This window comes from Pseudoalteromonas xiamenensis (genome assembly GCF_017638925.1).
Lineage (GTDB): Bacteria > Pseudomonadota > Gammaproteobacteria > Enterobacterales > Alteromonadaceae > Pseudoalteromonas > Pseudoalteromonas xiamenensis.
Window position 1 is genome coordinate 2,389,400 of sequence record NZ_CP072133.1, and the last position, 22,731, is coordinate 2,412,130.

At 43.5% G+C, this 22,731-nt stretch carries 22 protein-coding genes, 1 tRNA gene and 3 pseudogenes; 10 read left to right on the plus strand and 16 right to left on the minus strand.

What is annotated here, in order from left to right; translation table 11 throughout:
* Positions 1-32: 32 nt before the first annotated feature.
* The 9 genes and pseudogenes from J5O05_RS11610 to J5O05_RS11650 form a co-directional block, all read right to left on the minus strand.
* Positions 33-455 (minus strand): secondary thiamine-phosphate synthase enzyme YjbQ, encoded by a 423-nt coding sequence (locus J5O05_RS11610; protein ID WP_208842183.1) that lies wholly within the window; start codon positions 453-455, stop codon positions 33-35.
* A 69-nt stretch (positions 456-524) separates the two neighbouring features.
* Positions 525-896, minus strand: a complete 372-nt coding sequence (locus tag J5O05_RS11615) for a secondary thiamine-phosphate synthase enzyme YjbQ (RefSeq protein ID WP_208842184.1) — start codon at positions 894-896, stop codon at positions 525-527.
* Positions 893-1,360 (minus strand): chemotaxis protein CheX, encoded by a 468-nt coding sequence (locus J5O05_RS11620; protein WP_208842185.1) that lies wholly within the window; start codon positions 1,358-1,360, stop codon positions 893-895. The genes J5O05_RS11615 and J5O05_RS11620 overlap by 4 nt, the downstream gene beginning before the upstream one ends.
* 76 nt (positions 1,361-1,436) lie before the next feature.
* Positions 1,437-1,872 (minus strand): annotated as a pseudogene (locus J5O05_RS11625) (transcriptional repressor).
* 146 nt (positions 1,873-2,018) lie between these two features.
* Positions 2,019-3,197: a putative bifunctional diguanylate cyclase/phosphodiesterase gene (locus tag J5O05_RS11630; protein ID WP_208842186.1), complete on the minus strand. Its 1,179-nt coding sequence runs from the start codon at positions 3,195-3,197 to the stop codon at positions 2,019-2,021.
* The gene (locus J5O05_RS11635) at positions 3,175-3,375 is read right to left on the minus strand and encodes a diguanylate cyclase domain-containing protein (protein WP_208842187.1); all 201 of its coding nucleotides are present in this window, start codon (positions 3,373-3,375) and stop codon (positions 3,175-3,177) included. The genes J5O05_RS11630 and J5O05_RS11635 overlap by 23 nt, the downstream gene beginning before the upstream one ends.
* 40 nt (positions 3,376-3,415) lie before the next feature.
* A complete protein-coding gene (locus tag J5O05_RS11640; protein ID WP_208842188.1) occupies positions 3,416-4,489 on the minus strand; it encodes a HAMP domain-containing protein in 1,074 nt (357 codons plus the stop codon).
* Positions 4,476-5,261, minus strand: a complete 786-nt coding sequence (locus J5O05_RS11645; RefSeq protein ID WP_208842189.1) for an ABC transporter substrate-binding protein — start codon at positions 5,259-5,261, stop codon at positions 4,476-4,478. The genes J5O05_RS11640 and J5O05_RS11645 overlap by 14 nt, the downstream gene beginning before the upstream one ends.
* A 1-nt stretch (position 5,262) precedes the next feature.
* The gene (locus J5O05_RS11650; protein ID WP_208842190.1) at positions 5,263-5,448 is read right to left on the minus strand and encodes a hypothetical protein; all 186 of its coding nucleotides are present in this window, start codon (positions 5,446-5,448) and stop codon (positions 5,263-5,265) included.
* A gap of 246 nt (positions 5,449-5,694) precedes the next feature.
* Between J5O05_RS11650 and J5O05_RS11655 the strand changes: the two genes are divergently transcribed.
* A complete protein-coding gene (locus J5O05_RS11655) occupies positions 5,695-8,298 on the plus strand; it encodes a putative bifunctional diguanylate cyclase/phosphodiesterase (RefSeq protein WP_208842191.1) in 2,604 nt (867 codons plus the stop codon).
* Between the two features lie 40 nt (positions 8,299-8,338).
* Here the strand turns inward: J5O05_RS11655 and J5O05_RS11660 are convergent, their stop codons facing one another.
* The 7 genes and pseudogenes from J5O05_RS11660 to cysG all read right to left on the minus strand — a co-directional run bounded on the left by J5O05_RS11660 (position 8,339) and on the right by cysG (position 16,303).
* Positions 8,339-9,145: an arylamine N-acetyltransferase family protein gene (locus J5O05_RS11660; protein ID WP_208842192.1), complete on the minus strand. Its 807-nt coding sequence runs from the start codon at positions 9,143-9,145 to the stop codon at positions 8,339-8,341.
* Positions 9,146-9,374: 229 nt separating this feature from the next.
* On the minus strand, positions 9,375-10,142 hold the full coding sequence (gene cysQ / locus J5O05_RS11665) for a 3'(2'),5'-bisphosphate nucleotidase CysQ (RefSeq protein WP_208842193.1): 768 nt from the start codon (positions 10,140-10,142) through the stop codon (positions 9,375-9,377).
* A gap of 3 nt (positions 10,143-10,145) precedes the next feature.
* On the minus strand, positions 10,146-10,742 hold the full coding sequence (gene cysC / locus J5O05_RS11670) for an adenylyl-sulfate kinase (RefSeq protein WP_208842194.1): 597 nt from the start codon (positions 10,740-10,742) through the stop codon (positions 10,146-10,148).
* Positions 10,743-10,754: 12 nt separating this feature from the next.
* Positions 10,755-12,480: pseudogene (locus J5O05_RS11675) on the minus strand (SLC13 family permease).
* 36 nt (positions 12,481-12,516) lie between these two features.
* Entirely contained in the window at positions 12,517-13,929 is a 1,413-nt protein-coding gene (gene cysN, locus J5O05_RS11680) for a sulfate adenylyltransferase subunit CysN (protein ID WP_208842195.1), read from the minus strand.
* A complete protein-coding gene (cysD, locus tag J5O05_RS11685) occupies positions 13,929-14,828 on the minus strand; it encodes a sulfate adenylyltransferase subunit CysD (RefSeq protein ID WP_208842196.1) in 900 nt (299 codons plus the stop codon). The genes cysN and cysD overlap by 1 nt, the downstream gene beginning before the upstream one ends.
* Positions 14,829-14,860: 32 nt before the next feature.
* The gene (cysG, locus tag J5O05_RS11690; RefSeq protein WP_208842197.1) at positions 14,861-16,303 is read right to left on the minus strand and encodes a siroheme synthase CysG; all 1,443 of its coding nucleotides are present in this window, start codon (positions 16,301-16,303) and stop codon (positions 14,861-14,863) included.
* 432 nt (positions 16,304-16,735) lie between these two features.
* Between cysG and J5O05_RS11695 the strand changes: the two are divergent.
* From J5O05_RS11695 to rplJ, 9 genes and pseudogenes are all read left to right on the plus strand, one after another.
* Positions 16,736-17,687, plus strand: a pseudogene (locus J5O05_RS11695) (IS110 family RNA-guided transposase).
* A gap of 227 nt (positions 17,688-17,914) precedes the next feature.
* Positions 17,915-18,655, plus strand: a complete 741-nt coding sequence (deoC, locus tag J5O05_RS11700; RefSeq protein ID WP_208842198.1) for a deoxyribose-phosphate aldolase — start codon at positions 17,915-17,917, stop codon at positions 18,653-18,655.
* Between the two features lie 71 nt (positions 18,656-18,726).
* Positions 18,727-19,170, plus strand: a complete 444-nt coding sequence (locus J5O05_RS11705; protein ID WP_208844521.1) for a hypothetical protein — start codon at positions 18,727-18,729, stop codon at positions 19,168-19,170.
* A 291-nt stretch (positions 19,171-19,461) separates the two neighbouring features.
* Positions 19,462-19,538: transfer RNA gene (locus J5O05_RS11710), tRNA-Trp, on the plus strand.
* Between the two features lie 129 nt (positions 19,539-19,667).
* A complete protein-coding gene (gene secE, locus J5O05_RS11715; RefSeq protein ID WP_208842199.1) occupies positions 19,668-20,045 on the plus strand; it encodes a preprotein translocase subunit SecE in 378 nt (125 codons plus the stop codon).
* Between the two features lie 4 nt (positions 20,046-20,049).
* Entirely contained in the window at positions 20,050-20,607 is a 558-nt protein-coding gene (nusG, locus tag J5O05_RS11720; RefSeq protein ID WP_208842200.1) for a transcription termination/antitermination protein NusG, read from the plus strand.
* Between the two features lie 174 nt (positions 20,608-20,781).
* The gene (rplK, locus tag J5O05_RS11725) at positions 20,782-21,210 is read left to right on the plus strand and encodes a 50S ribosomal protein L11 (RefSeq protein WP_208842201.1); all 429 of its coding nucleotides are present in this window, start codon (positions 20,782-20,784) and stop codon (positions 21,208-21,210) included.
* 4 nt (positions 21,211-21,214) lie between these two features.
* Positions 21,215-21,916, plus strand: coding sequence for a 50S ribosomal protein L1 (gene rplA, locus J5O05_RS11730; RefSeq protein ID WP_208842202.1), 702 nt, complete (start codon positions 21,215-21,217; stop codon positions 21,914-21,916).
* A 305-nt stretch (positions 21,917-22,221) separates the two neighbouring features.
* Positions 22,222-22,716 (plus strand): 50S ribosomal protein L10, encoded by a 495-nt coding sequence (rplJ, locus tag J5O05_RS11735; protein ID WP_208842203.1) that lies wholly within the window; start codon positions 22,222-22,224, stop codon positions 22,714-22,716.
* Positions 22,717-22,731: the final 15 nt, after the last annotated feature.

Below are 22,731 nucleotides of genomic sequence, written 5' to 3' on the forward strand. Positions count from 1 at the left end.
AGTTAAGGGCATAATTCTTATTGTTAGATAAACTATACTTGTCCTGATATTGTCGCAATAATTTTTCTTGGAGAAGCGTTGTTGCGATGTTCAAACAAATAAACTCCCTGCCACGTCCCGAGATTCATCACTCCATTTGTTATTGGTATAGACAGGCTTGAACCTAAAATGCTTGATTTTATATGTGCTGGCATATCGTCAGGACCTTCATAAGTATGAATGAAATAGGGCGTGTCTTCGGGAATAATTTCATTCAAATAATTTTCAAAATCACCGCGCACAGTGGGGTCTGCATTTTCATTGATGGTTATTGATGCAGAAGTGTGCTGGATAAAGAGGTTTAGTAAACCGATTTTATATTCTAAAAGTTCAGGCAACTGAGACTCAATTAGCTCTGTAATTAAGTGCATACCACGTTCTTTTTGAGGAATTATTATCTGTTTTTGGGTCCACATACTTAGCATCAAATCTGTTTAAGAGTGCAGTCTATTATATTCAAAAAATTTACTTTTAGTTATATGTTATCACGCATGGATTGGTATTCCTTGCCATGTTCCCATTTGTAACCGTCCAGCCTCTACGGGAATCGTCAAAGCAACACCTAGAATGCTCGATTTGATGTGGGCGGGCATGTCGTCATCCCCTTCATAGTCATGACGATAGTACGGTTGGCGCTCAGGAACAAACTGATTAAAATGGCTTTCCATGTCCATGCGAACCGTTGGGTCTGCATTTTCGTTAATAGTTAGACTAGCTGATGTGTGCTGCAGAAAAAGATGCAAGAGTCCGACAGAGCACTGTGACAGTTCCGGTATCGCATTAACTATTTCATTGTCTATTAAATGAAAACCCCGAGAACGGGGTTTCAACGAAAGCGATTTTCTTACCCAAATCATAATTTATCGAAACTAACCTCGATATTGGCATTACCGTCAGGTGAAGTGAATGGCATGATGATTTTCGGGCCTTCACATTTATGCGTGATAGTGTGACCAGGACCGGATACAACAATCGGTGTTGCCATATCAAAGTCATAGCCTTTTTCGCCCAACAAATTCTTTGCGCCACCAGTCACCATATTAGTGATTTCACCGACCATATCGGTGACTTCTTCATTTATTTTGTCTGGGCGTTCACCCAACATACGTTCCATAATGGCAAGCGCTAAACTCGCATCAAACGTAATTGAAAACGATCCCTTGGTTTGTGGGCCAACCATTCCTATAAGACCAGAAACATCACCACGAGCCACTTCATCTTTCTTGATTTTGGGCTTACCGGGTGTCAATTCTGTTTGTGCCATAGTGGCTAAAACATTGATAAGAGAGGATAAAAAAGGGTTGATGAATTCTACATTCATTGTATTTTTTCCCTTACAAAAATTTCAAAATCTCAAAGCTCATTCTTAAGTGTAGTGCCGATTTGATTTCCTGCATTTAATCTTTGCACTTTTCACAACGCCCATGTGCTTCAATGGTTTGCGCCGAAACAACGAAGCCATGTTCTGCCGCTAATGCGTTTAACTCATGCGATAAAACGCTTGAATGCAGCTCGTCCACTTGACCACATTTGTCACAAATGAGCAACTGCACAGGATGGTGGTGATCAAAATGTTGGCACAGCATAAAGGCATTTGTGCTTTCTATTTTATGGATAAAGCCCAACTCAGCAAGAAAATCTAACGCACGGTAAACCGTCGCAGGTTTTGCGCTGGTTTCAGTCACTTTGAGCCTCTTCCAACAAATCATAGGCACCTACACCGCCTTGTTTACTGGCTAAGAGACGAAAAACTTTTTCACGAATAGGGGTAAATCGCGCACCACGGTTATCGCAAACTTGTTTTGCCTTGCCTACCAACAATTCTACATTCATGCTCACACATCCTTAAACTACTCAGCCATACTAACACAATCTAATTAATAGTCTTCATCGTTGATGCGATAATTCATGGCAGTTTTTTTAAACTGGTTCCAATAATCAGTATGTTGCGTATTCAAAGTAGGTGCAAACAATAATGATTAAGATCCGACAGAGAGTGAGCGAAAATGTGTGATTAACTCATCGAATACGTTAGACGGCATTGGTTTACCAAGATAAAAACCCTGACCAACATCACAGCCAAGTTTGGTTAACAGTTCCATTTGCTCTTCGGTTTCAATTCCTTCCGCGACCACTTTTAAACCGAGTCCATGTGCCATACTAATGATGGTATTGACGAGTTGTATGCCCGAATCATGGCCCATGTCCTGCACAAAGGATTTATCGATTTTAAGTACATCAAAAGGATATTGTCTCAAGTAACTAAGCGAAGAGTAACCTGTGCCGAAATCATCCATGGCAAGCATAAAACCCAGATCATGCAGTTGGTAAAGTGTACTCTTTACAGAATCATCGCCACTCAAGAGAAGGCCTTCGGTGATTTCAAGTTCAATTTGTACTTTGGGATCAACGTTGTTCGCCATAAATTTCTGTAAGTCATGGAGGAGTCTCACATCTCTAAATTGGCGAGGAGAAAGATTTATCGCGATCCTTAAGGGATAAGGTAAATCCTGTTGCCAAGTTTGTGCGTTAGCAAGCGCTTCTCGAAGTACAAATTTGCCCATTTCGACGATGTAGCCATTTTGTTCCGCAACTGGAATAAACTCAGCTGGGGAAATGGGACCCAAACGGTTGCTGTTCCAACGTAGTAGCGCTTCCGCACCGAGCAACTTTTTGGTCTTCAAGTCGAACTGGGGTTGGAAGAAAACGGAAAACTCGTTTCGTTCCAACGCGCTTTGCATCATAGATTCAAGTTGTAAACGTCGAGCGAGAATTTCGCTCATTTTTTCTGTATAAAACGAGAACGTATTTCGCCCTTGTCGTTTTGAGTTATACATCGCAGAATCCGCTTTACTGAGTAATTCTTGTGGAGAATCCGCGTCATTGGGGTACATGGCAATACCGAGGCTGAGCGATACTGAAAACTCTTTTTGGTCTATACAAAAAGGACTTTGAAATAATTTGACCAAATTGTTTGCAATAGGCACCACATTACTTTGATCCCGTATTGATTTGAGCAAAATGATGAACTCATCACCGCCCAGACGCCCGACCGTGTCTTGTTCACGCAGCGCACCTTGTAATCGTTTCGCTGCATCGATCAGAAGTTTATCGCCAGTTTCATGTCCCGTAGAATCATTCACCTTTTTTAAAGTCATCTAAATCAATAAACATGACGGCTATCTGACCACGTGTGCGTTTCGATTCAATGATCATTTGTGACAAGCGTTCTAGGACTAGATAACGATTAGGCAAGCCCGTTAAGGAGTCATAAAACGCGTGTTTAAAGATAAGCTCTTCTTGATGCTTGTGCTCAGTAATATCCCTGACGACCACCGCAACACTCTCATAGGCTTTTATGGGACTAAGTCTTGCTTCAAAGTGACGAGTTTGTCCTATGATGTCGAGTCTCGTACTGAATCTCCGACAGAGTTTGTTTTTTGATGCACTCTTTTAATGCCCGTTCAAGTAGGTTTGCAACGGTTAACGGTAAAACCTCAGTCATTTTCTTACCAAGAAAATGAGTCGGTGATGTGTAGAGCGCCTCAGGGTTAGCGGTATGGAACTGCGTAATTGTCGAATCTTGTTTTACGACAAAAAACAGGTCTGGAATGGCATTTAAAAAGCTTTCTAGTAACAGTTGTTTCTCATGACTGTTGGTTTTTTCTTGTCTTAAATCGCGAACTTGCAGATGAAGCAGTTTAGCCATGGAATTAAAGTTATTTGCAAGCGACGCAAATTCGCCGGCGCCATGGATCTCTAACTTAGTGACATCGGTATTTAAGCCAATTAATTGTGTCGCCGAAATCAGCTGTGAAATGGGTTTGAGCACGTAGATATGAATAAAAAAGGCTAAGAAGCCGAGCATTAGACAAATAAAAAATAAAAAGACGAGGCTTTTTTTGACGATTTGTTGATCAATACGATAGAAGTCTTGTTGTAAGGTATATTCGCCATAAATTACGCCAACTACAAAGGGCCTAAGTTCATCATTTTTAGGCGTTCTTGCAAAAGGAAAATAGCCGATGAGGCGTTTCGATTGCGCATCGTAATGAACCGCGGGCTTGTGGACTTTTTGCACTTCCGACAATGTCGCTGCAGAGAGAGGGCGGGGTAGTGCTTTGATGTCGTGCCCAATAAACTTGGACTTTGAGCTAAATTGAATAACGTGTTGGTCATCAAGGCCTAGCAAAAGCTCAAAATGAGTATCGATATTACGAAGCTTAAATAGGCGTTCGACTTCGAGATTTTCCCCTCGTTGCACGTGTCTTTCGATGTCGCGCGCCAGACCTGACATCGCGTTTACAAAAGAAAGTTGACTTTGTTGTATCAGATTTTGTGACTGTTCACTGTAGTTTAGCCAAACAATACTGCTCATCAATGACAATAGAAAGATGAGCATACAAACCGGTAGCCAGACTCGAATTCGTACCGCGTTAATAATCTTCACCCACTCTCTCCAAGAAGGATGCGTCAATAAACTCTCTCGTATCGATATTTCGTCGGAGTAATTTGCGTTCCAGCATGATTTTTTTCAAACCAAGGAGTGTTTGATTGAGTTTAGGTGATGAGCCGCTTATCAGTTGTCGATTATGCGAATAGTCAGGCAAGATAACGCCACCATAGGCTTTAACTAATACATCCTTAGGTATTTTCATACTGGCTTCAAGTTGTGTTATGGCTTTGTCAGGGTTTTTCTGGAGGTATGTACGGGCTTGGAAATAGGATGCAAGTAGAGTTTGGAGCTGCTCAGGCTGGTGATCGATCACCTCTTGTGTTGTGACTAACACATCTAGAATCACATTGGGCATGCTCTTACTGCTGTACAGTAATTTCGCCTCTTGATTCAGTAATTTTGTCTTCACAGGGTCGAAGGTAACTAAGGCATCATATTTAGCATAACAATCAATGTGAGCATCGAAATTGCAACTCTGAATGTCGACATCTTGGGGGGTTAGATCTGCTGATGCTAAAGCGCTATCAAGAAGTAAGGCGCCAACAGCATTATATTCAACAGCGACCTTTTTCCCTTTTAATTCGGCGATATTCTTTATTTCAGGTTTAGCGAGCAGTACATCTGAACCATCCGAGATGTCTAATACTAAAATTAATCGTACATCATAGTTGTCTTCAACTATCGTTAAAGCTTCATCCAAGGTCAGCGCCGCGACTTCTATTGAACCCGAGCGGAAAGCATGGATCACCTCAGAAGCCGACGGCATTTCAATCATCTTTATCTTTTTTAGGTTCAAATAGCCCCATATCATCAGCAAGATATAAAGGTGTATAGCCAATCCAGTTATTTGCGGCAACACGCAGATGCGTTTGATAACTCGGCTGACACCCACTCAATATTATGAGGGCAATAAAGAGGATGCTAACTTTGAGAGCATTTAATGATTGAATCATGGACGATGATGGCCTTGGCTTATTCGTTAACAAAAGTCTAGTCCAAAATTCTCAAAGCAAAATCACCAACAGGCTGTTTTTTGAGCTAATTCAAGTTTTTGGTCATTGATGAAGTTACGAAATGAGAAAACCCGCAATTAAACTTACTTTTTATATGGTTAATCGGATTGAGAATGAATATTAATAGCGTTAAGTGGGCGGGGAAAGGTAATATGTACGGATGTGTTTTAGGTAATGAAATTGAGTATGCGCTCTGCAATCTGGTTATCTTCTTGTTATGTCGCCTTTGTCTTGCTCTTTGGCTTATGTTTTTTCCAATTGAAAGGTTCTCTAGAAGAAAATACCTATTTGGAAGTGGATAAGTCTCTTGCGAGCTACGTCGCGCGGTTACAAGATAGATTTGTCCATATCGATCATATTCTAGATGCAACGCAGTCCCACTTACAAGGTACTGATAAGCAGAGAGATCTCGATTTATTGTTTGCTGCAGAGCACGACCATTTTGTTCCTTTACGCGCCATAGGTTATGTTACGCTTGACAATCATGATACCAGTCAGGTGCGTTATCTGTCGGGGGAAGGGGCCATTTTCCCTGAAGGGATCGACTTACAGACGCAAGCATTGTCAATTACCAAGCTCGGGAGCAGCAGCGTTATTGCATACTTCAATGACGAAGGAGCGGCTCGTTGGCTTGTGATTAAAAAGCCCATGTTACAACTCCTAGCGGATAACGAATTTGTCGTTGCCATCATTGATGCGTCCTTGTTTTTAGCTCAGGCGGTCGATGGTTACTCAGATCTAACGAACAATTTAATGATTTCGTCAGTACACCACACGCTTTATTTTGAAGGCGATGATACGTTATTCACTTCCTACCGCCGAGTGGAGCGACAAGTGCAAATGGGTAATGGTACGCTTATTTTAGATTTGGCGACCACGATTCGAAAAAACGCAAATTCAGGGTGGGGGAACTACACCTTTCTGGCATTATTTTGCTTTGTTTCTTTTGTCGGTTGGATGTTAGTAACTTATATACGGACACTCACCCAGCAAAAGGCCATCATAACAAAGGCTGTCACAAACCAAACGGAAAAGCTAAAAAAGGCGAATAAAGCTTCTCAAGAGGCGGCATTACTTCGAACAGAGGCGCTAGAGCACCAACTCATTGCGGAGCGAAAATACAAAAGCCTCTTCATGCATACTCAAGAAGCGCTCTTTGTTATAAGCGCAGAAGGCATAATTCAAGAATACAACCCGAAGTTTGCAGCCCTTTTCTTAGGCGGTAATGTGGTGAGCGAACCAAGGCTTGAAATGTGGATGGCGGAAGACGCGGATAGTCAAATGTGGCTTGGCATAGTGCAAAACGGAACGGATGTTGACCAATGGGAGTGGTTGGCACTAAGTAAAACAAAAGGCAGTTTGTGGGTTAAATTGTCGGGCCAATGGATAAAAAGCGGTGATACCCGTTTTTTTGAAGGACAGCTCAGTGATATTACTTACCAGATGCTACAGCAATCACAACTAAAGTATCGAGCTGAGCATGACGAATTAACGGATCTGTGGAACCGCTCTTCCCTGTTAAACGCAATCAATCAAGTGTGCAGCGAGGAAGAATCAGCAAACCACACCTATGCATTGCTCCATCTTAATATTGACCGTTTTAGGGTCGTTAACGACACCTTAGGGCATGATATTGGCGATCAAGTGTTACTTGAACTGTCGAACCGTCTTCGTTACCAGTTTGCCGCAAACGGTGAAATTGCACGCTTAGGTTCGGATGAGTTTGCTATTTTGTTACCTGTATCGAATTTAACTGAGCCTTTAGAAATCGAACTTGAGTCTTTTTTAATTGCCATGGCAAAGCCCATGGTATTGCAGTTTAATTCGCTGGTGGTGAGTGTCAGCGTTGGGGTACGCCAGTTTCAGCCAAACACATTGAACCGTGCGGAAAGGTTGTTGCATGAAGCTGGATTTGCCATGGAAGAGGCCAAAAAACGAGGTAAAAATGGATTCTGCGAGTTCACACCAACAATGGCGGTATCCAAAGCTCGGCGATTAGACATTGAAAAAGCTTTGAGTCATCGGAATGTTTTTGATCAATTTCACCTCGTCTATCAACCTATATTTGCTCGTAATGGAATCGAGATAAAGGGGTTTGAGGCACTGGTGCGTTGGCATAGCCCTGAATTAGGAGTCGTAAGTCCTACAGAGTTTATTCCCATCGCGGAAGAAAGTGGCAAGATCCTCGCGTTGGGGGAGTGGGTGTGTAAAACGGCATGCGAGTTTATCGAGCACTCGAACAGGCAAGACTTTTTTGTCAGCCTCAACGTGACTCCACTGCAACTTGAACAACCTGGGTTTTATCGCTGGTTTACAAAATTGATGCAAACCAAAGGGATAATTCCATCTCAAATCAAAATTGAGGTGACAGAAAGCGCTCTCGTGTCAGCTGATACGCAAATGACGGAGTCACTGGAGCTTTTCATTGAGTCTGACATCGATGTGTATATCGATGATTTTGGCACAGGGCACAGTAGTCTTGCGCGGCTTAAATCCTTACCTGCAACCGGCCTTAAAATAGACAAAGCGTTTGTTGACGATGTGAGTCATTGCATAAAAGCCTATCGGCTTATAAAAACGATTGCCGCCATTGCGGAGAACTTCCAGCTTACCGTGACTGTTGAAGGCATTGAGTCAGAGAGCCAACTCCGTGCGTTAGAGCACTTATACCATCACCAGCTTCAAGGATTCTTGTTGGGTAAACCCTTAATACACACAGACGCAATACAACTTATTCAAATTCCACCAACTTGTGCACAAGAGCGTACCTTCGAAAGAGAACCGACTTAATCAATGAGAAGATGATTGTGAAGTGGGTTCTCGATTTCCATTATTGCGAAAGCATATTCGCTTGGGCTTTGTCGAAGATAAACTGAATATCCGTGTTGTTAAGTGACACTAAAAATTGCGCCTCGATAACTTGCTTAAGTGCGTCAACAGAGGTCAGCGTCACTTCTTGACTGGTATTGGTGGCAACATCATACGTTTTTAAGAGTAAGTTACGCAGTGTATGAATAGTGTGACCTTCATTTCTCGACAGCACTAAATTCTGCACAAACCCTGAAGATGGATGTTGGTGTGAGAAAAAGTGTCCGACATTACAATCGTTCTCATTTGCATGGCTGAAATCAGCGCTGTACAAAATGACTTCCTCGGGTTCGACCAATTTGATCTCAAATTCCTGTTCGTTCCTATCCACCCAATAACGCATTGAGCCGATTTCGACAAAACCGGAGCGTGTTACGTTAATTGGCGCGAGCGGATTTTTAGAACCAAATCCAACATCCACAACATAACTCTCATCCCCCAAATGGACTAACGTGATACGATGCGTTCTGGCATTGTCTTGTGCCCCACTTAGCTTCACGCGTGCCAGCAGCAATTGCACGTCATACCCGAGGTATTTAAGAGCTTCAAATGCGATTTTGTTGTGCTCAAAACAGTACCCACCTTGGCGTTTTGCAATTAACCTGTCGAGGACATCATTCAGTTCTAAAGGTAATAAATCGGGTTTCATCGCATTAATGCTGCTAAAACTGTAGTTCACTAAGTGCTTGACTTGTAATTCTTGTATTTGCTTTAAGCCCAATGACGTTGTTTCCAAATTTAGCGTGTCTAAGTAGGTTTGAATGTTCATCGAAGTTCTCTCTGATTTGTTGTTGATAAGCAGTTTAGAACCTCAAGTTAAGTTAAGGTCAATATTCAAATACCACTTTTTACTCGTTTTCTTTACAAATCGATTTGAAGGAAAAAATGTGAGGGATTACGCAAAATAAAACGTCGCGTCTGAGGCTTCTGGGAGGAGCTAAAATTTTACTACAAGAGCAATGCGACATCAGATATCGCATTGCTTGAGTGCTTGAAAATCACTTAATCCGTGACACGACAAAATACGGATTTAAGTAACTGTCTTTTTGGTTGTAGCGAAGTGGTGAACCATCAATATTAGTCACGGATGCGCCAGCGATAGCCGCGACGGCATGTCCTGCTGCGGTATCCCATTCACTTGTTGGGCCTAATCGAGGGTAAATATCGGCTTCGCCTTCCGCAACTAAGCACAATTTCAATGAACTGCCTTTGGGCACCATGTCCACTTCAGCAAATTGAGTCAGAAACGCTGCTAAATCAGGGGAAGGGTGAGAACGAGACCCGACCACTTTAATCACACCTTCATTAGGCACTTCAGTCACTTTGAGTTCAATTCGAGCTTCGCCAATCTCTTTGAACGCGCCAATTGCTTCGGCGGCTAAATAGCTGACATTGAGTGCAGGCGCATGAACTACGCCCAATACTGGGACGCCATTTCGGACAAGGGCGATATTGACCGTAAATTCACCATTTTTCTTGATGAACTCTTTCGTGCCATCAATCGGATCGACTAGCCAATACTGACTCCAAGTTTGACGTTCAGCCCAACTGATGTCTGCATTTTCTTCACTTAGTACTGGAATGTGAGGTGTCAATTCAGTAAGACGAGCACTGATAATTTGGTGAGCGGCGATGTCAGCTTCAGTCACTGGACTTTCATCTTGTTTGTAGTCAATCGCGAAGTCTTTCGCATAGATGACCATGATGGCTTTTCCGGCTTCACGCGAAAGATTTAAGACTTCTTCCAGTAGCTCCGTTTGGTTCATGGGTTATCCTATGATTTCTTTATCTTTTAAGTAGCCTAGTAACGTATTTATGGACTCGTTAAGTGCTAAGCGACTTGTATCAATGCGGATCTCAGGATTAACCGGAGGTTCGTAATCCGAATCTATACCAGTAAAGTGCTTTATTTCCCCTGCACGTGCTTTTTTGTATAAGCCTTTAGGATCACGCGACTCACACACATCTAAAGGGGTATCTAAAAATACTTCAATAAATTCGCCTTCCTCAACGAGCGTTCTTACCATATCACGTTCTGCCTGAAATGGGGAAATAAAGGCTGTAAGGACTACTAATCCAGAATCGACCATAAGCTTTGCCACTTCACCAACGCGGCGAATGTTCTCTACTCGATCTTCGTTGCTAAATCCTAGATCTTTACAAAGCCCATGACGAACGTTGTCGCCGTCGAGCAAATACGTGTGTACACCAGACTGTTGTAGCGCACTTTCAAGTGCACCGGCAACGGTACTTTTCCCCGACCCTGAAAATCCGGTGAACCAAAGGATACATGGTTTATGCTTCTTCTGTTCACTGCGAGTGTGTTTGTTTACTGCATATTGATGCCAAACGATATTTTCATCCATTTTAGGGCCTCGTTAAAAAGGAAAGACTTGAGGTATAAGGGTCAGAACGGTAATGGAATAGATCACCGACAGAGGCAATCCCATCGTGACGTAGTCACGAATACGGTAGTTGCCTGCGCTATACACCATGAGGTTAGTTTGATAACCAAATGGTGAAATGAAACTAGCGGATGCGCCAAACGCAACGGCCATAACAAATGGCATTGGATTCACATTGAACCCAACCGCTAACGCATAGGCAACAGGAAAAGAAAGTGCTGCTGCAGCGTTATTCGTAATGAGTCTCAGTGAATAAAACGGTCATCAAGAAAATAGCGATGAAGGCGCTATATGGGCCAAAATCACCCAACACGGCAAATAAGCCTGCCGAAATTTGTGCCGCAAGGCCTGTTTCTATCATCAATTTAGCAAGGCCAATTGCACTGCCCACCACCGCCAATAATTCCACAGGGAAGCGACGCTTCATTTCGTTTACCTTGATCATGCCCGTCACCAAAAACACAACGAGTAAGACGAGTAAACCTTTAACCAGAGGTAGCACGTTGAATATCGATAAGCCTAATACGGCAACGAAACTGCCCAGCACTAAGTTCGACTGCTTTGGTGCGAGATGAGTTTGTAAATCTAGACCAGAGATATAGACAAACTCACGTTTCAAATTAGGTAATTCGTAGAACTCGCTACTCGGTGCAAGAATCAGCGAATCGCCGGCTTGGAGTTGAACTTTACCAAGCCCGCCTTGGAGCCTGTCGTGGCCACGGCGTATCGCAATCACTGCGGCGTGAAACTGCTCACGAAAACGCGCTTCTTTCACTGTTTTACCGATAAACTTGGAAGATTGACTAATGACCACTTCGACCAAGTGGTTGACGTCTTTTTCGTGTTTATCGTGAACTACTTTAAGCCCATCGAAGCGCTGAAGTAAGGGGACAGACTGGATGTCACCCACGAAAAGCAGTATGTCGCCCTCAAGTACTTCTTGTTGAGGTGTCACGGCGACGATGCGACGTTCGCCACGAATAATTTCGGCAAGAAACAGGGCTTTTAAATCACGAAGTCCGTTTTCTTCTACGGTGCGACCAATGAGTTTCGAACCCGGCTGTACTTTACCTTCGAGGTAAAACGGCACGACTTCGTTATTTTTTTTCCCATTGTCTGGCAGATATTTGAGCAACAAGACGATTGTCGTTAAGCCAACGCCAAGTGCCCCTAACCCGACTAAAGTAAAATCAAAAAATCCGATTGGAGCCATACCCGCTTCAACGGCAAATCCATTGACAATTAAGTTGGTGGATGTGCCTATGAGGGTCAAAGTACCACCTAAAATGGCAGTGTAAGACAGCGGTAACAACAGTTTCGATGGGCTGTGCTTGGGGCTTTCTTTAACCGCACTGATAAGCGATGCAACAACTGCGGTATTGTTTGTAAACGACGAAAGAAATGCCGTCGATAAACCCAGCTTTAGCACGGAGCGCGTTAAACTGCCATTCGCCAAACTCTTTGCCAAGTATTGGATGAGAGTGGTTTTCTCAACCGCAATAGAAATTAAGATCAATAATACGAGAGTGATGAGTGATGGATTCGCATAATTCGTCAGCATATGTTCCAGTTCAATGAGACCGGTTACATACGCGGTGGTAATGGCACCAACGAACAACCATGCCGGATTAAGTCGAGTGCCAAAAAGACACCCGACGAGTACCAACATAATGCCTGTTAAGATCCACTGCTCGAACATAAATTTCTTTTTCCTTTAAACAGGCATTATCTCAGGTTACAGCTTCGAAATATCAAGCGCTTGCCAATGTGGGAAGTGCTTACGTACGAGCGCATTGAACTCTACTTCAAATTCACTGTACTGACTTGTTTTGGCTTCACTTGTTGAAAGCACATTTTCGACCATGCCGGCACCAACGGTTAAGTTCGTTAGACGGTCAACCAGAATAAATGCCCCCATTTCACGGTTATTGCGATACAAATCAACTACAACTGATTCGGTCAATTCGAGTGTCACGATGGCGATTTCATTTAGTTGCAACTCAGTCGCTTCACCGTGCTCAAGGGTATTCACATCAATGGTGTAATCGATTTTGCGCACAATAGCGGCGGTTCGCTTGCTCGCTAACTTGAAGTTGTAGGTTTTCCCTATCACTAGCGGGGCATCGTGCATCCAAACCAATTTTGCTTGGATTTGATTACTCACTTGTGCCGTTGACTCTGCAGGCACAATGACATCACCACGACTAATATCAATTTCGTCGTTCAACGTGAGCGTCACCGCTTGTCCCGTTTCTACTTGCTCTAAATTACCATCGAACGTCACAATCTCTTTGATTGCTGAACGCTTGCCAGACGGCAATACTTTGATTGCTTGGCCTTGGCTCAATGACCCCGACGTCAACGTGCCTTGGAAACCACGAAAATCGAGGTTTGGACGGCTTACGTACTGAACAGGAAAACGCGCTTCAAAGTCGTTGTTTGCTTCAGCAGCCGGAGAGTCTTCTAACAATTCAAGCAGCGGCTTGTCGGTGTAATAAGGTGTCTGCTCAGAACGAGAGACCACGTTGTCGCCTTTTAACGCTGAAATTGGCACAAATTTGATGTGCTTTACGTTCAGCTGAGCGGCAAACTTCAGGTAATCTGCTTTGATGCGTTCGTAGACCACTTCGTCAAAGCCCACAATATCCATTTTGTTAATTGCAACAACGAATTGTGTAATGCCTAATGAGTCGCAGATAAAGCTGTGACGCTTAGTTTGCACCTGCACACCGTAACGTGCATCAACTAGAATAATCGCAAGATCCGATGTGGATGCACCTGTGACCATGTTACGCGTGTACTGTTCGTGTCCAGGAGTATCCGCGATGATGAACTTACGCTTGGCTGTTGAAAAGTAGCGATACGCAACGTCAATCGTGATCCCTTGCTCGCGCTCGGCTTGAAGGCCATCCACAAGCAACGCTAAATCGAGTTCTTCACCTGCATTGCCCACTTTTTCATTGTCGCGGTGCAAAGCCGCTAATTGGTCTTCATAGATTTGGTGACTGTCGTGCAGTAAACGACCAATCAAGGTAGACTTACCATCGTCAACGCTACCACAGGTCATTAAGCGTAATAGGCTCTTACTTTGTTGGCGCGATAAATAGGCATCAATACCTAGTTCTTTAACTTCATTCGCAGTAGACATTAGAAGTAGCCCTCACGTTTTTTCTTTTCCATTGACCCAGCTGAGTCATGGTCGATTACACGACCTTCACGCTCAGATGAAGTCGACAACAACATTTCTTCGATGATCCCCGTTAAGGTATCTGCTGTTGATTCAACAGCACCAGTTAACGGATAACAGCCAAGCGTACGGAAACGCACAGAGCGCATTTCTGGTACTTCCCCTTCTTCCAGAGGCATACGTTCGTCGTCAACCATGATTAGCGTACCATTGCGCTTAACGACAGGGCGCGGCTTTGACAAATAAAGTGGGACGATTTCAATGCCTTCTTGATAGATGTATTGCCATACATCCAACTCCGTCCAGTTCGACAATGGGAACACACGGATACTTTCACCAGGATTGATTTGGCTGTTGTAATTGTTCCAAAGTTCAGGGCGCTGATTCTTAGGGTCCCAGCGGTGATGCTTGTCACGGAATGAGTACACCCGTTCTTTTGCACGAGATTTTTCTTCATCACGACGTGCCCCACCAAACGCTGCATCAAACCCGTATTTGTCGAGAGCTTGTTTTAAACCCTGCGTTTTCATAATGTCAGTGTGTTTAGCTGAACCGTGCACGAATGGACTAATCCCCATAGCCATACCTTCAGGGTTTTTGTGTACGATAAGATCAAAACCATACTCTTTCGCTAAGCGGTCACGAAATTCGATCATTTCGCGGAATTTCCAATCCGTATCAACGTGCAGCAAAGGGAACGGGATTTTTCCGGGATAGAACGCTTTGCGTGCTAAGTGGAGCAATACCGAAGAGTCTTTACCAATCGAATACAACATGACTGGGTTTTCAAACTCTGCTGCGACTTCACGAATAATTCGAATACTTTCAGCTTCGAGTTGCTGAAGATGCGTTAAAGCCATTGTTCGTCGTCCTACTTCAAACTATAAAACTGTTATGCCACACGAAAGTCGGTTTGACCAACTTTCGTAATTGGTTGGGCAAAGCTTGAGACCTGCTCTGTCTTGCCAAACCACGCTAATTCTTGATGCAGTGCAGCCACTTCACCGATGATGAGTAACGCTGGTGATTGCACGTGTTGCGCTTCAATTTCAGAAGCCATCTGTTCAAGAGTTGTTGTAAACACGCGTTGGTTTTTGCGTGTACCATTCTCGACAATCGCCACAGGGGTCGTTTCTGCACGACCATGTTCAATCAACTTAGCTTGAATGTCTGGTGATTTTACCACGCCCATATATACCGCTAAAGTTTGATTCGGTTTTGCGAGTGATGCCCAATCAAGGTCATTGCCGTCTTTTTTACAGTGACCTGTAACAAACTGAATCGCTTGCGCATGATCTCGGTGGGTAAGGGGGATCCCAGCGTAAGCGCTGCACCCTGCGGCTGCCGTAATGCCAGGCACAATTTGATAACGTACGTTGTGCTTAGCAAGTTCTTGCACTTCTTCTCCACCACGGCCGTATATAAATGGGTCGCCCCCTTTGATACGGCAAACTTTTTTGCCTTGGTGAGCAAGGTCGACCAGTAATTTGTTCGTGTCTTCTTGTACGACACTGTGATTGCCCATGCGTTTGCCCACACAGATTAGTTCGGCGTCTCGGCGCACTAATTCCATTATCTCGTCTGAGACTAGATAGTCATAAACCACAACGTCTGCTTGTTGCATCAATTGCAGTGCTTTTAAAGTCAGCAATTCCGCATCACCAGGGCCTGCACCGACGATATACACTTCACCTTCAGGTTTAGACTCGGCTTCTAACATACTTTTTAGACGAGTTTCGGCGTCAGTTGTGTTTCCACTTTGAATATCACTGACGACCGCTGAATCAAATACTTTTTCCCAAAACTGACGTCGGTCTGAGAGTTGAGAAAAACGGCTTTTAACCGTGTTTCGGAAGCGACCAACTAACTCAGCTAACGGTCCAATATGTTGAGGAACCAAGGTTTCTAACTTTTCACGTAAGCGGCGAGCGAGTACGGGGGCTGTGCCTGCACTCGAAATTGCAATGGTGATTGGGCTACGGTCGATAATAGATGGAAAAATAAAGCTACACTTCGGTTGGTCGTCGACCACATTAACGAAAATATTCATTTCATCAGCGGCATTGAACACTTGCTGATTTACTGTTTCATCATCGGTTGCCGCAATGACGAGCATCGCGCCATGAAGTTGTGATGCGTCGAATGTCGCTTGAATTAAAGTAATGTCGAACGATTCTTGTAGAGCGTAGACTGCTTTGTCGAAGCTGGGCGCCACTAAAGTAAGGCGAGCATTCGCTTTCAATAACGCGCGAGCTTTTCGTACAGCAACTTCCCCACCCCCAATAATGACAACGGGTTTGTTATCTAATTTAGTGAATATCGGTAAGTACTGCACGATGATGTCCTCTTAACTTGACCGGCGGTCAGTTTGTAAAGCGCAGGATATAATGACTGATACAGGCCAAAAAATAATAAAAACCAAGATTATATATCTAAAAGTTATAAGAGAGGGCGCTGCATGTTCCTTTCTTGACGATACAAGGACTTGCGTAAATCTTAAAGGGAATCTGCTTAAAAACTGCGGCTTAGAGAGATTTGTATGGATAATACACCCATCTTAATTACTCTTTTTATACCGATTTAGGGTAAGGTGAGGCCCAAGCTTTAGCTGCAACTAAAGCCTTCTTTTACAGTAGTTCGATTGAGTGATGGCTCCTCCATTGAGAGACCGATAACAAGAAAGAACGCTGTAAAAGACTCCAAGCATCACACTCGAATAGTCTACTGGGCCTCGAGTTCCGCATTATGCAAGCAAGAGTTAGCTTATATGAACACGAAACCAAATCAAAGCATTAACATTGGCGTTGATACCGGTAAATTTAAACTTGATATTTACATCCGTCCGCTGGATATCTACTTCACCGTTTCTAACGATGACAAAGGGATTAAAGAAGCTATTAGCAAGATTAAAAAGCACCAGCCTGAGCGCATTATTATTGAAGCAACAGGTCGCCTTGAAATGTCATTCATTATGGCATGCGCTAAAGCTGGTTTACCTTTTGTAATTGCCAATCCTGTCCACGTAAAACGCTTTGCCGGGGCGATTGGTCAACGTGCAAAAACCGATAAACTCGATGCTAAGCTGATAGCCCATTATGGCGAGGCTATTAAAGCTGCACTCTCTCAGCTCAAGCCTGAGAATATGCAGCTTATGAGTGATTTAGTCGCGCGTAGAAATCAATTGCTCGTTATGCAAACTATGGAGAAAAATCGACTCCAAATCTTGCCAAAAGAACTCGCTACAACGATTAAACCTATCCTGACTGCATTTAAAAATCAGATAGCTAAAATAGAAAGTAAAATCGTCAAATTAATCGAGTCATGCCCTGAATATCAAGCAAAAAATCATCTACTTCAAAGTATGAAAGGGATCGGTAAAATAGCTGCTGCATCCATCATTAGTAACCTACCTGAGACTCGGTTATATGACCAATAAACAAGCATCCGCATTAGTGGGGGTTGCACCAATAAACCGAGAAAGTGGTCGCTTTAAAGGGATGCGAAAAATACAAGGTGGGCGTCATCAAGTGAGGACCGTTTTATACATGGCCATGATGTCGGCAATACAATCTAACCCGGTTTTTAAAGGCCAATATCAAAAACTAGTGGCCGCCGGAAAACCGAAGAAAGTAGCACTCATTGCCTGTGTTAGGAAGATGATTGTTATCTTAAATTCGATGCTAAGAGACGGGGTAATTTGGGAAGCGCCAAAAGTCTAAATTTAACTATTGACGCCATAGTCTCTTGTTATGAGTTATTCGCAAAATAGACTTAAGACGCTGCTCAGCGTGCTACTCACATCGCAAATCGCACGCGAAAAGATATTTGGATAGAAACTGAGCTGTAATGTCACAAAAGTTACGTCATTTTGCGGACATTTGTCCTGTGGTTGCGAGGGGGAGATATTTTTTACTGACGAAGTAACATTTAAAGTAGGACAAAGGCCATGATCGAACAACGTGAAGTTGCACGTCAGGTGTTAAGTTTAATGGATTTGACGTCGCTTAATCATGATGATGATGCCAATAGCATTTCGCAATTGATTGGCAGTATTGATGCAAGTTTAGGGCTACCCGCGGCCATTTGCGTGTTTCCTGAATTTGTACAACAAGTTAAAACAACGCTCTCAGCGCTTGGGTGGACGTCGATAAAGGTGGCTACGGTAACCAATTTTCCGAAGGGTATAGAGCCGCTCGATAAAGTACTGCGAGAAACCCAGCAAGCCATAGAGGCGGGCGCAGATGAGATTGATTTGGTCATGCCGTACCAGCAATTTTTGCTCGAAGACGCTGATACACCTTGGCAATACATTAAGTCATCTAAACAAGTTATTGCTGGTAGGGCGAAATTAAAGGTGATCATTGAGAGTGGAGAACTCAGCAATTCAACACTTATCGCAGAGGCGACGCGCCTAGCTTTGATTGCAGGCGCTGATTTTGTTAAAACCAGCACGGGGAAAGTGACGACTAATGCAACCGAAGATGCGGCAAAAAGCATTCTGAGTGTGCTTGGCAAAAGCACGAAAAGAGTTGGTTTTAAGGCATCTGGTGGTATTAAGACGCTGGAAGATGCGTATCCGTATCTCATTCTTGCGCAAGAAACGTTTGGTGTTGAAGGAGTCACTGCCGATACTGTACGATTTGGTGCATCGAGTTTGCTTCAAGATGTGTATGCTAAATTACGGTAGGAATTGTGAGTCCACTCAGAGAAAGTGAAAAAGAGAAGATTGCGCTAGAACATCAAGCCGCGAAATTATTTATGCGGCTTTACGAAAGTCAATTTAACATTGAAATCAGGCATATTTGGCATAACGCCCCCGCCAAACCTGATGTGAGTTGCTATCTAAATGGTCAGCAACTCGATCTTGAAATAGCGCACCTTTACTCCAGTGAATCCGAAGCGATGGCAGTGCTTGGACGACCATTGTCACTCAATATGCAACGGGAATTGGCGTTAATGGCCCAAACTCCCGACGATGAACATCTAACGACCGCGTTGTCGAGATTGCTGTCGCAAAAATACAAAAAGAAATATACCTCAGAACGTGTTTGGTTGGTGATCCGAAACGCCAGCTCTCTGTGGCACCGGCCAGAGCTTGAGTTGGCACTACATCAATTGCAGACACCTAAAAATCAACCCTTCGAACAAGTCTGGCTGGTGTGCGACTATTTTGGCAAAGAAGGACTATGTCAAATTGGCTAGTTTTGTCTGCTTTCAATAAAGATCGACGTTGAGCCTACATCAAATTTTTGTCCCGTATTTGGTAAGATTCAGTATGAAAAATGTTCTTTTAGAACTGGAGCGGCTTGCAAACTAAGTTCTAATTTTTAATTACCAGTTGATTTAAATAATAAAATTTATACTGTTGATGAAGGCGAAAGAGTAAACCCTAGTTTCCAATTCCTTGCTGGTTAATTAGACGAGAATTGCGATAACCTCGTGTTTTGCTCTTGTTTTAAAAACAAGTGTCAGTATAATGAGCATCCACTTTGCAGGGGCGTAGTTCCAATTGGTAGAACAGCGGTCTCCAAAACCGATGGTTACGGGTTCGAGTCCTGTCGCCCCTGCCACTTTATTCCAGTCCAAGTCTAAAATGATGTTTGTTTTTTCTAAATAAGCGCTTATTTATAAATTTGGATTGAATGACTTACCTTGCTGTATGCAGGGTTGTTGTGTCTGTACTAAAGGTAAATAGAACTATGAGCACGAATGTAGAAACCCCGTCTAGCTCGATGGACACGGTAAAATGGTTAGTGGCAATTGCCTTGCTTTCTGGCGCAGTAGTTGGAAACTATATGTATTCTGAACTATCTGTACTAGTGCGTGCAATTGGCGTTGTAGTAGCAATTGGTGCTGCGTTAGGTGTTGCGTCTGCGACTGAAAAAGGTAAAGCCTTTATCGCGTTTGCAAAAGAAGCACGTATCGAAGTGCGCAAAGTGGTTTGGCCTACGCGTCAAGAAACAATGCACACAACGTTTATCGTGATGATTGCAACGGTTGTTATGGCGTTGATTCTTTGGGGATTAGACGGCATTTTATTCCGCATTGTTGGGTTTTTAACTGGAGTGGAGATCTGATCCCATGTCAGAAGAGAATAAAGAAAGAAAATTGCGTTGGTACGTAATTCAAGCGTTTTCTGGTTTCGAAAAACGTGTTGCTCAAACGATTATTGAGCACATTAAAATCGAGGGATTGGAAGAGTACTTCGGTGAGATTTTAGTTCCTACTGAAGAAGTGGTCGAAATGCGTGCAGGCCAAAAGCGAAAATCTGAGCGTAAATTCTTTCCAGGCTACGTGTTAGTTGAAATGGAAATGAATGATAAATCATGGCACTTAGTGAACAATACACCACGTGTTATGGGCTTTATTGGTGGTACGTCAGACAGACCAGCACCAATCAGCAAGAAAGAAGCTGATCGTATTCTTAACCGTCTTCAAGAGAATATTAACGCACCTAAGCCTGCTAAAATGTACGAGCCAGGTGAAGTGGTTCGCGTTATCGACGGTCCATTTGCTGACTTCAGCGGTGTGGTTGAAGAAGTCGATTACGAGAAGAGCCGTGTTAAAGTATCGGTACTTATTTTCGGTCGCTCAACACCAGTTGAACTAGAGTTTGGTCAAGTAGAACAGGATAAGTAATTTCTCGATTCGAGAAGATTGCAAAAGGCCGCTGATTACATTATAATCAGCGGCCTTTTTAATGCTAGCGTTATACGCGGCAGGTAAAAAGTTGATTTTTTAATGTAATGGGAAGCCGTTTGAGTACGCGTCCTCGCGCGCACGAGGCTAAGACCCACCAAATGAGGTATTATCATGGCTAAGAAAGTTGAAGCTATTATCAAGCTACAAGTTGCCGCTGGTATGGCTAACCCAAGTCCACCAGTAGGTCCTGCACTAGGTCAACGTGGTGTGAACATCATGGAATTCTGTAAAGCGTTCAACGCACGTACAGAAGCTATGGAAAAAGGCGCACCAGTTCCAGTTGTAATCGAAGTGTACGGTGACCGTTCATTTACATTCTCTATGAAGACTCCTCCAGCGTCTTACCTTCTTAAGAAAGCTGCTGGCATCAAGTCTGGTTCTAAGCGTCCAAACACTGAGAAAGTGGGTACAGTTACACGTGCTCAACTTGAAGAGATCGTAGCGACTAAACGTCCAGATCTAACAGCTGCTGATCTTGAAGCAGCGGTACGCACGATCGCAGGTTCTGCACGTGCAATGGGCTTGAACGTAGAGGACTAATAGAATGGCTAAATTAACTAAGCGTATGCGCACAATCCGTGAAAAGGTTGATGCGACTAAAGATTACGAAATCAACGAAGCGGTAGCTCTTCTTAAAGAACTAGCAACAGCTAAATTCGTTGAGAGTGTTGACGTTGCTGTTAACCTTGGTATCGATGCTCGTAAATCTGACCAAAACGTTCGTGGTGCAACAGTTCTTCCTAACGGTACAGGCCGTGACGTACGCGTTGCAGTGTTCACTCAAGGTGCTAACGCTGACGTCGCGAAAGAAGCTGGTGCTGAATTCGTTGGTATGGAAGACCTTGCTGAACTAGTTAAGAAAGGCGAAATGAACTTCGACGTAGTTGTTGCTTCTCCAGATGCAATGCGCGTTGTTGGTCAACTAGGTCAAATCCTAGGCCCACGTGGTCTAATGCCAAACCCTAAAACTGGTACTGTAACGCCTAACGTTGCAGAAGCAGTTAAAAATGCGAAGGCAGGTCAGGTTCGTTACCGTAACGATAAGAATGGTATCATCCATACTACTATCGGTAAGGTTGACTTCACTGCTGAGCAACTTCAACAAAACCTTGAGTCACTAATCGTTGCGCTTAAGAAGGCTAAGCCTGCTCAAGCAAAAGGTACTTACGTTAAGAAAGTAACTATCTCTACAACGATGGGTGCTGGTGTTTCTGTTGACCAAAACTCTCTAAACGCTCAAGTATAATTTGAGTGTTTACATGGCGCGAAATTTGAACTATAATTTTGCGCCATTTTGTTGAGAAAGTAATTTCCAACAAAGACCAAATTCGGGTTGAAGCGCATAATGTCGGAAGCTAGTATATAGTGATTCGATACATTGCGTTTCCGTCCAAGACCGTAGGAGGCTTTGCCTTAATCTTTATCCTACGTAGACGGTGTGAATCCCAGCTAGATTTCCTAATCTTCTGGTTCTCGCCGTAAAAAGCACTCTGCTTCGGTAGAGTAAAGTAGAACTGGGAAGTATTTCCCTATAAACCAGGAGTAACACCCATGGCTTTAAATCTTCAAGACAAAAAAGCAATTGTTGCTGAAGTCAACGAAGCTGCCACTGGTGCTCTTTCTGCAGTTGTTGCAGATTCTCGTGGTGTGACAGTTGATGCTATCACTGCACTTCGTAAAGAAGCACGTGAAGCGGGTGTATGGATGAAAGTTGTCCGTAATACACTTGCTCGCCGCGCAGTTGAAGGTACTAACTTCGAATGTCTTAACGATGCACTTGTTGGCCCAAGCCTAATTGCGTTTTCTAATGAGCACCCAGGTGCTGCAGCGCGTCTTTTCACAGACTTCGCTAAGAAAAACAAAGCGTTTGAGCTTAAAACAGCTGCGTTTGAAGGCAACATCGTTGACGTAAGCATCCTTGCGAAGCTTCCAACATACGACGAAGCGATTGCACGCCTAATGAGCACTATGAAAGAAGCTGCGGCTGGTAAATTGTGTAAAACAATTGAAGCTGTACGCGTACAAAAAGCTGAGCAAGCTGCTTAATTTTAAGCCTTCACT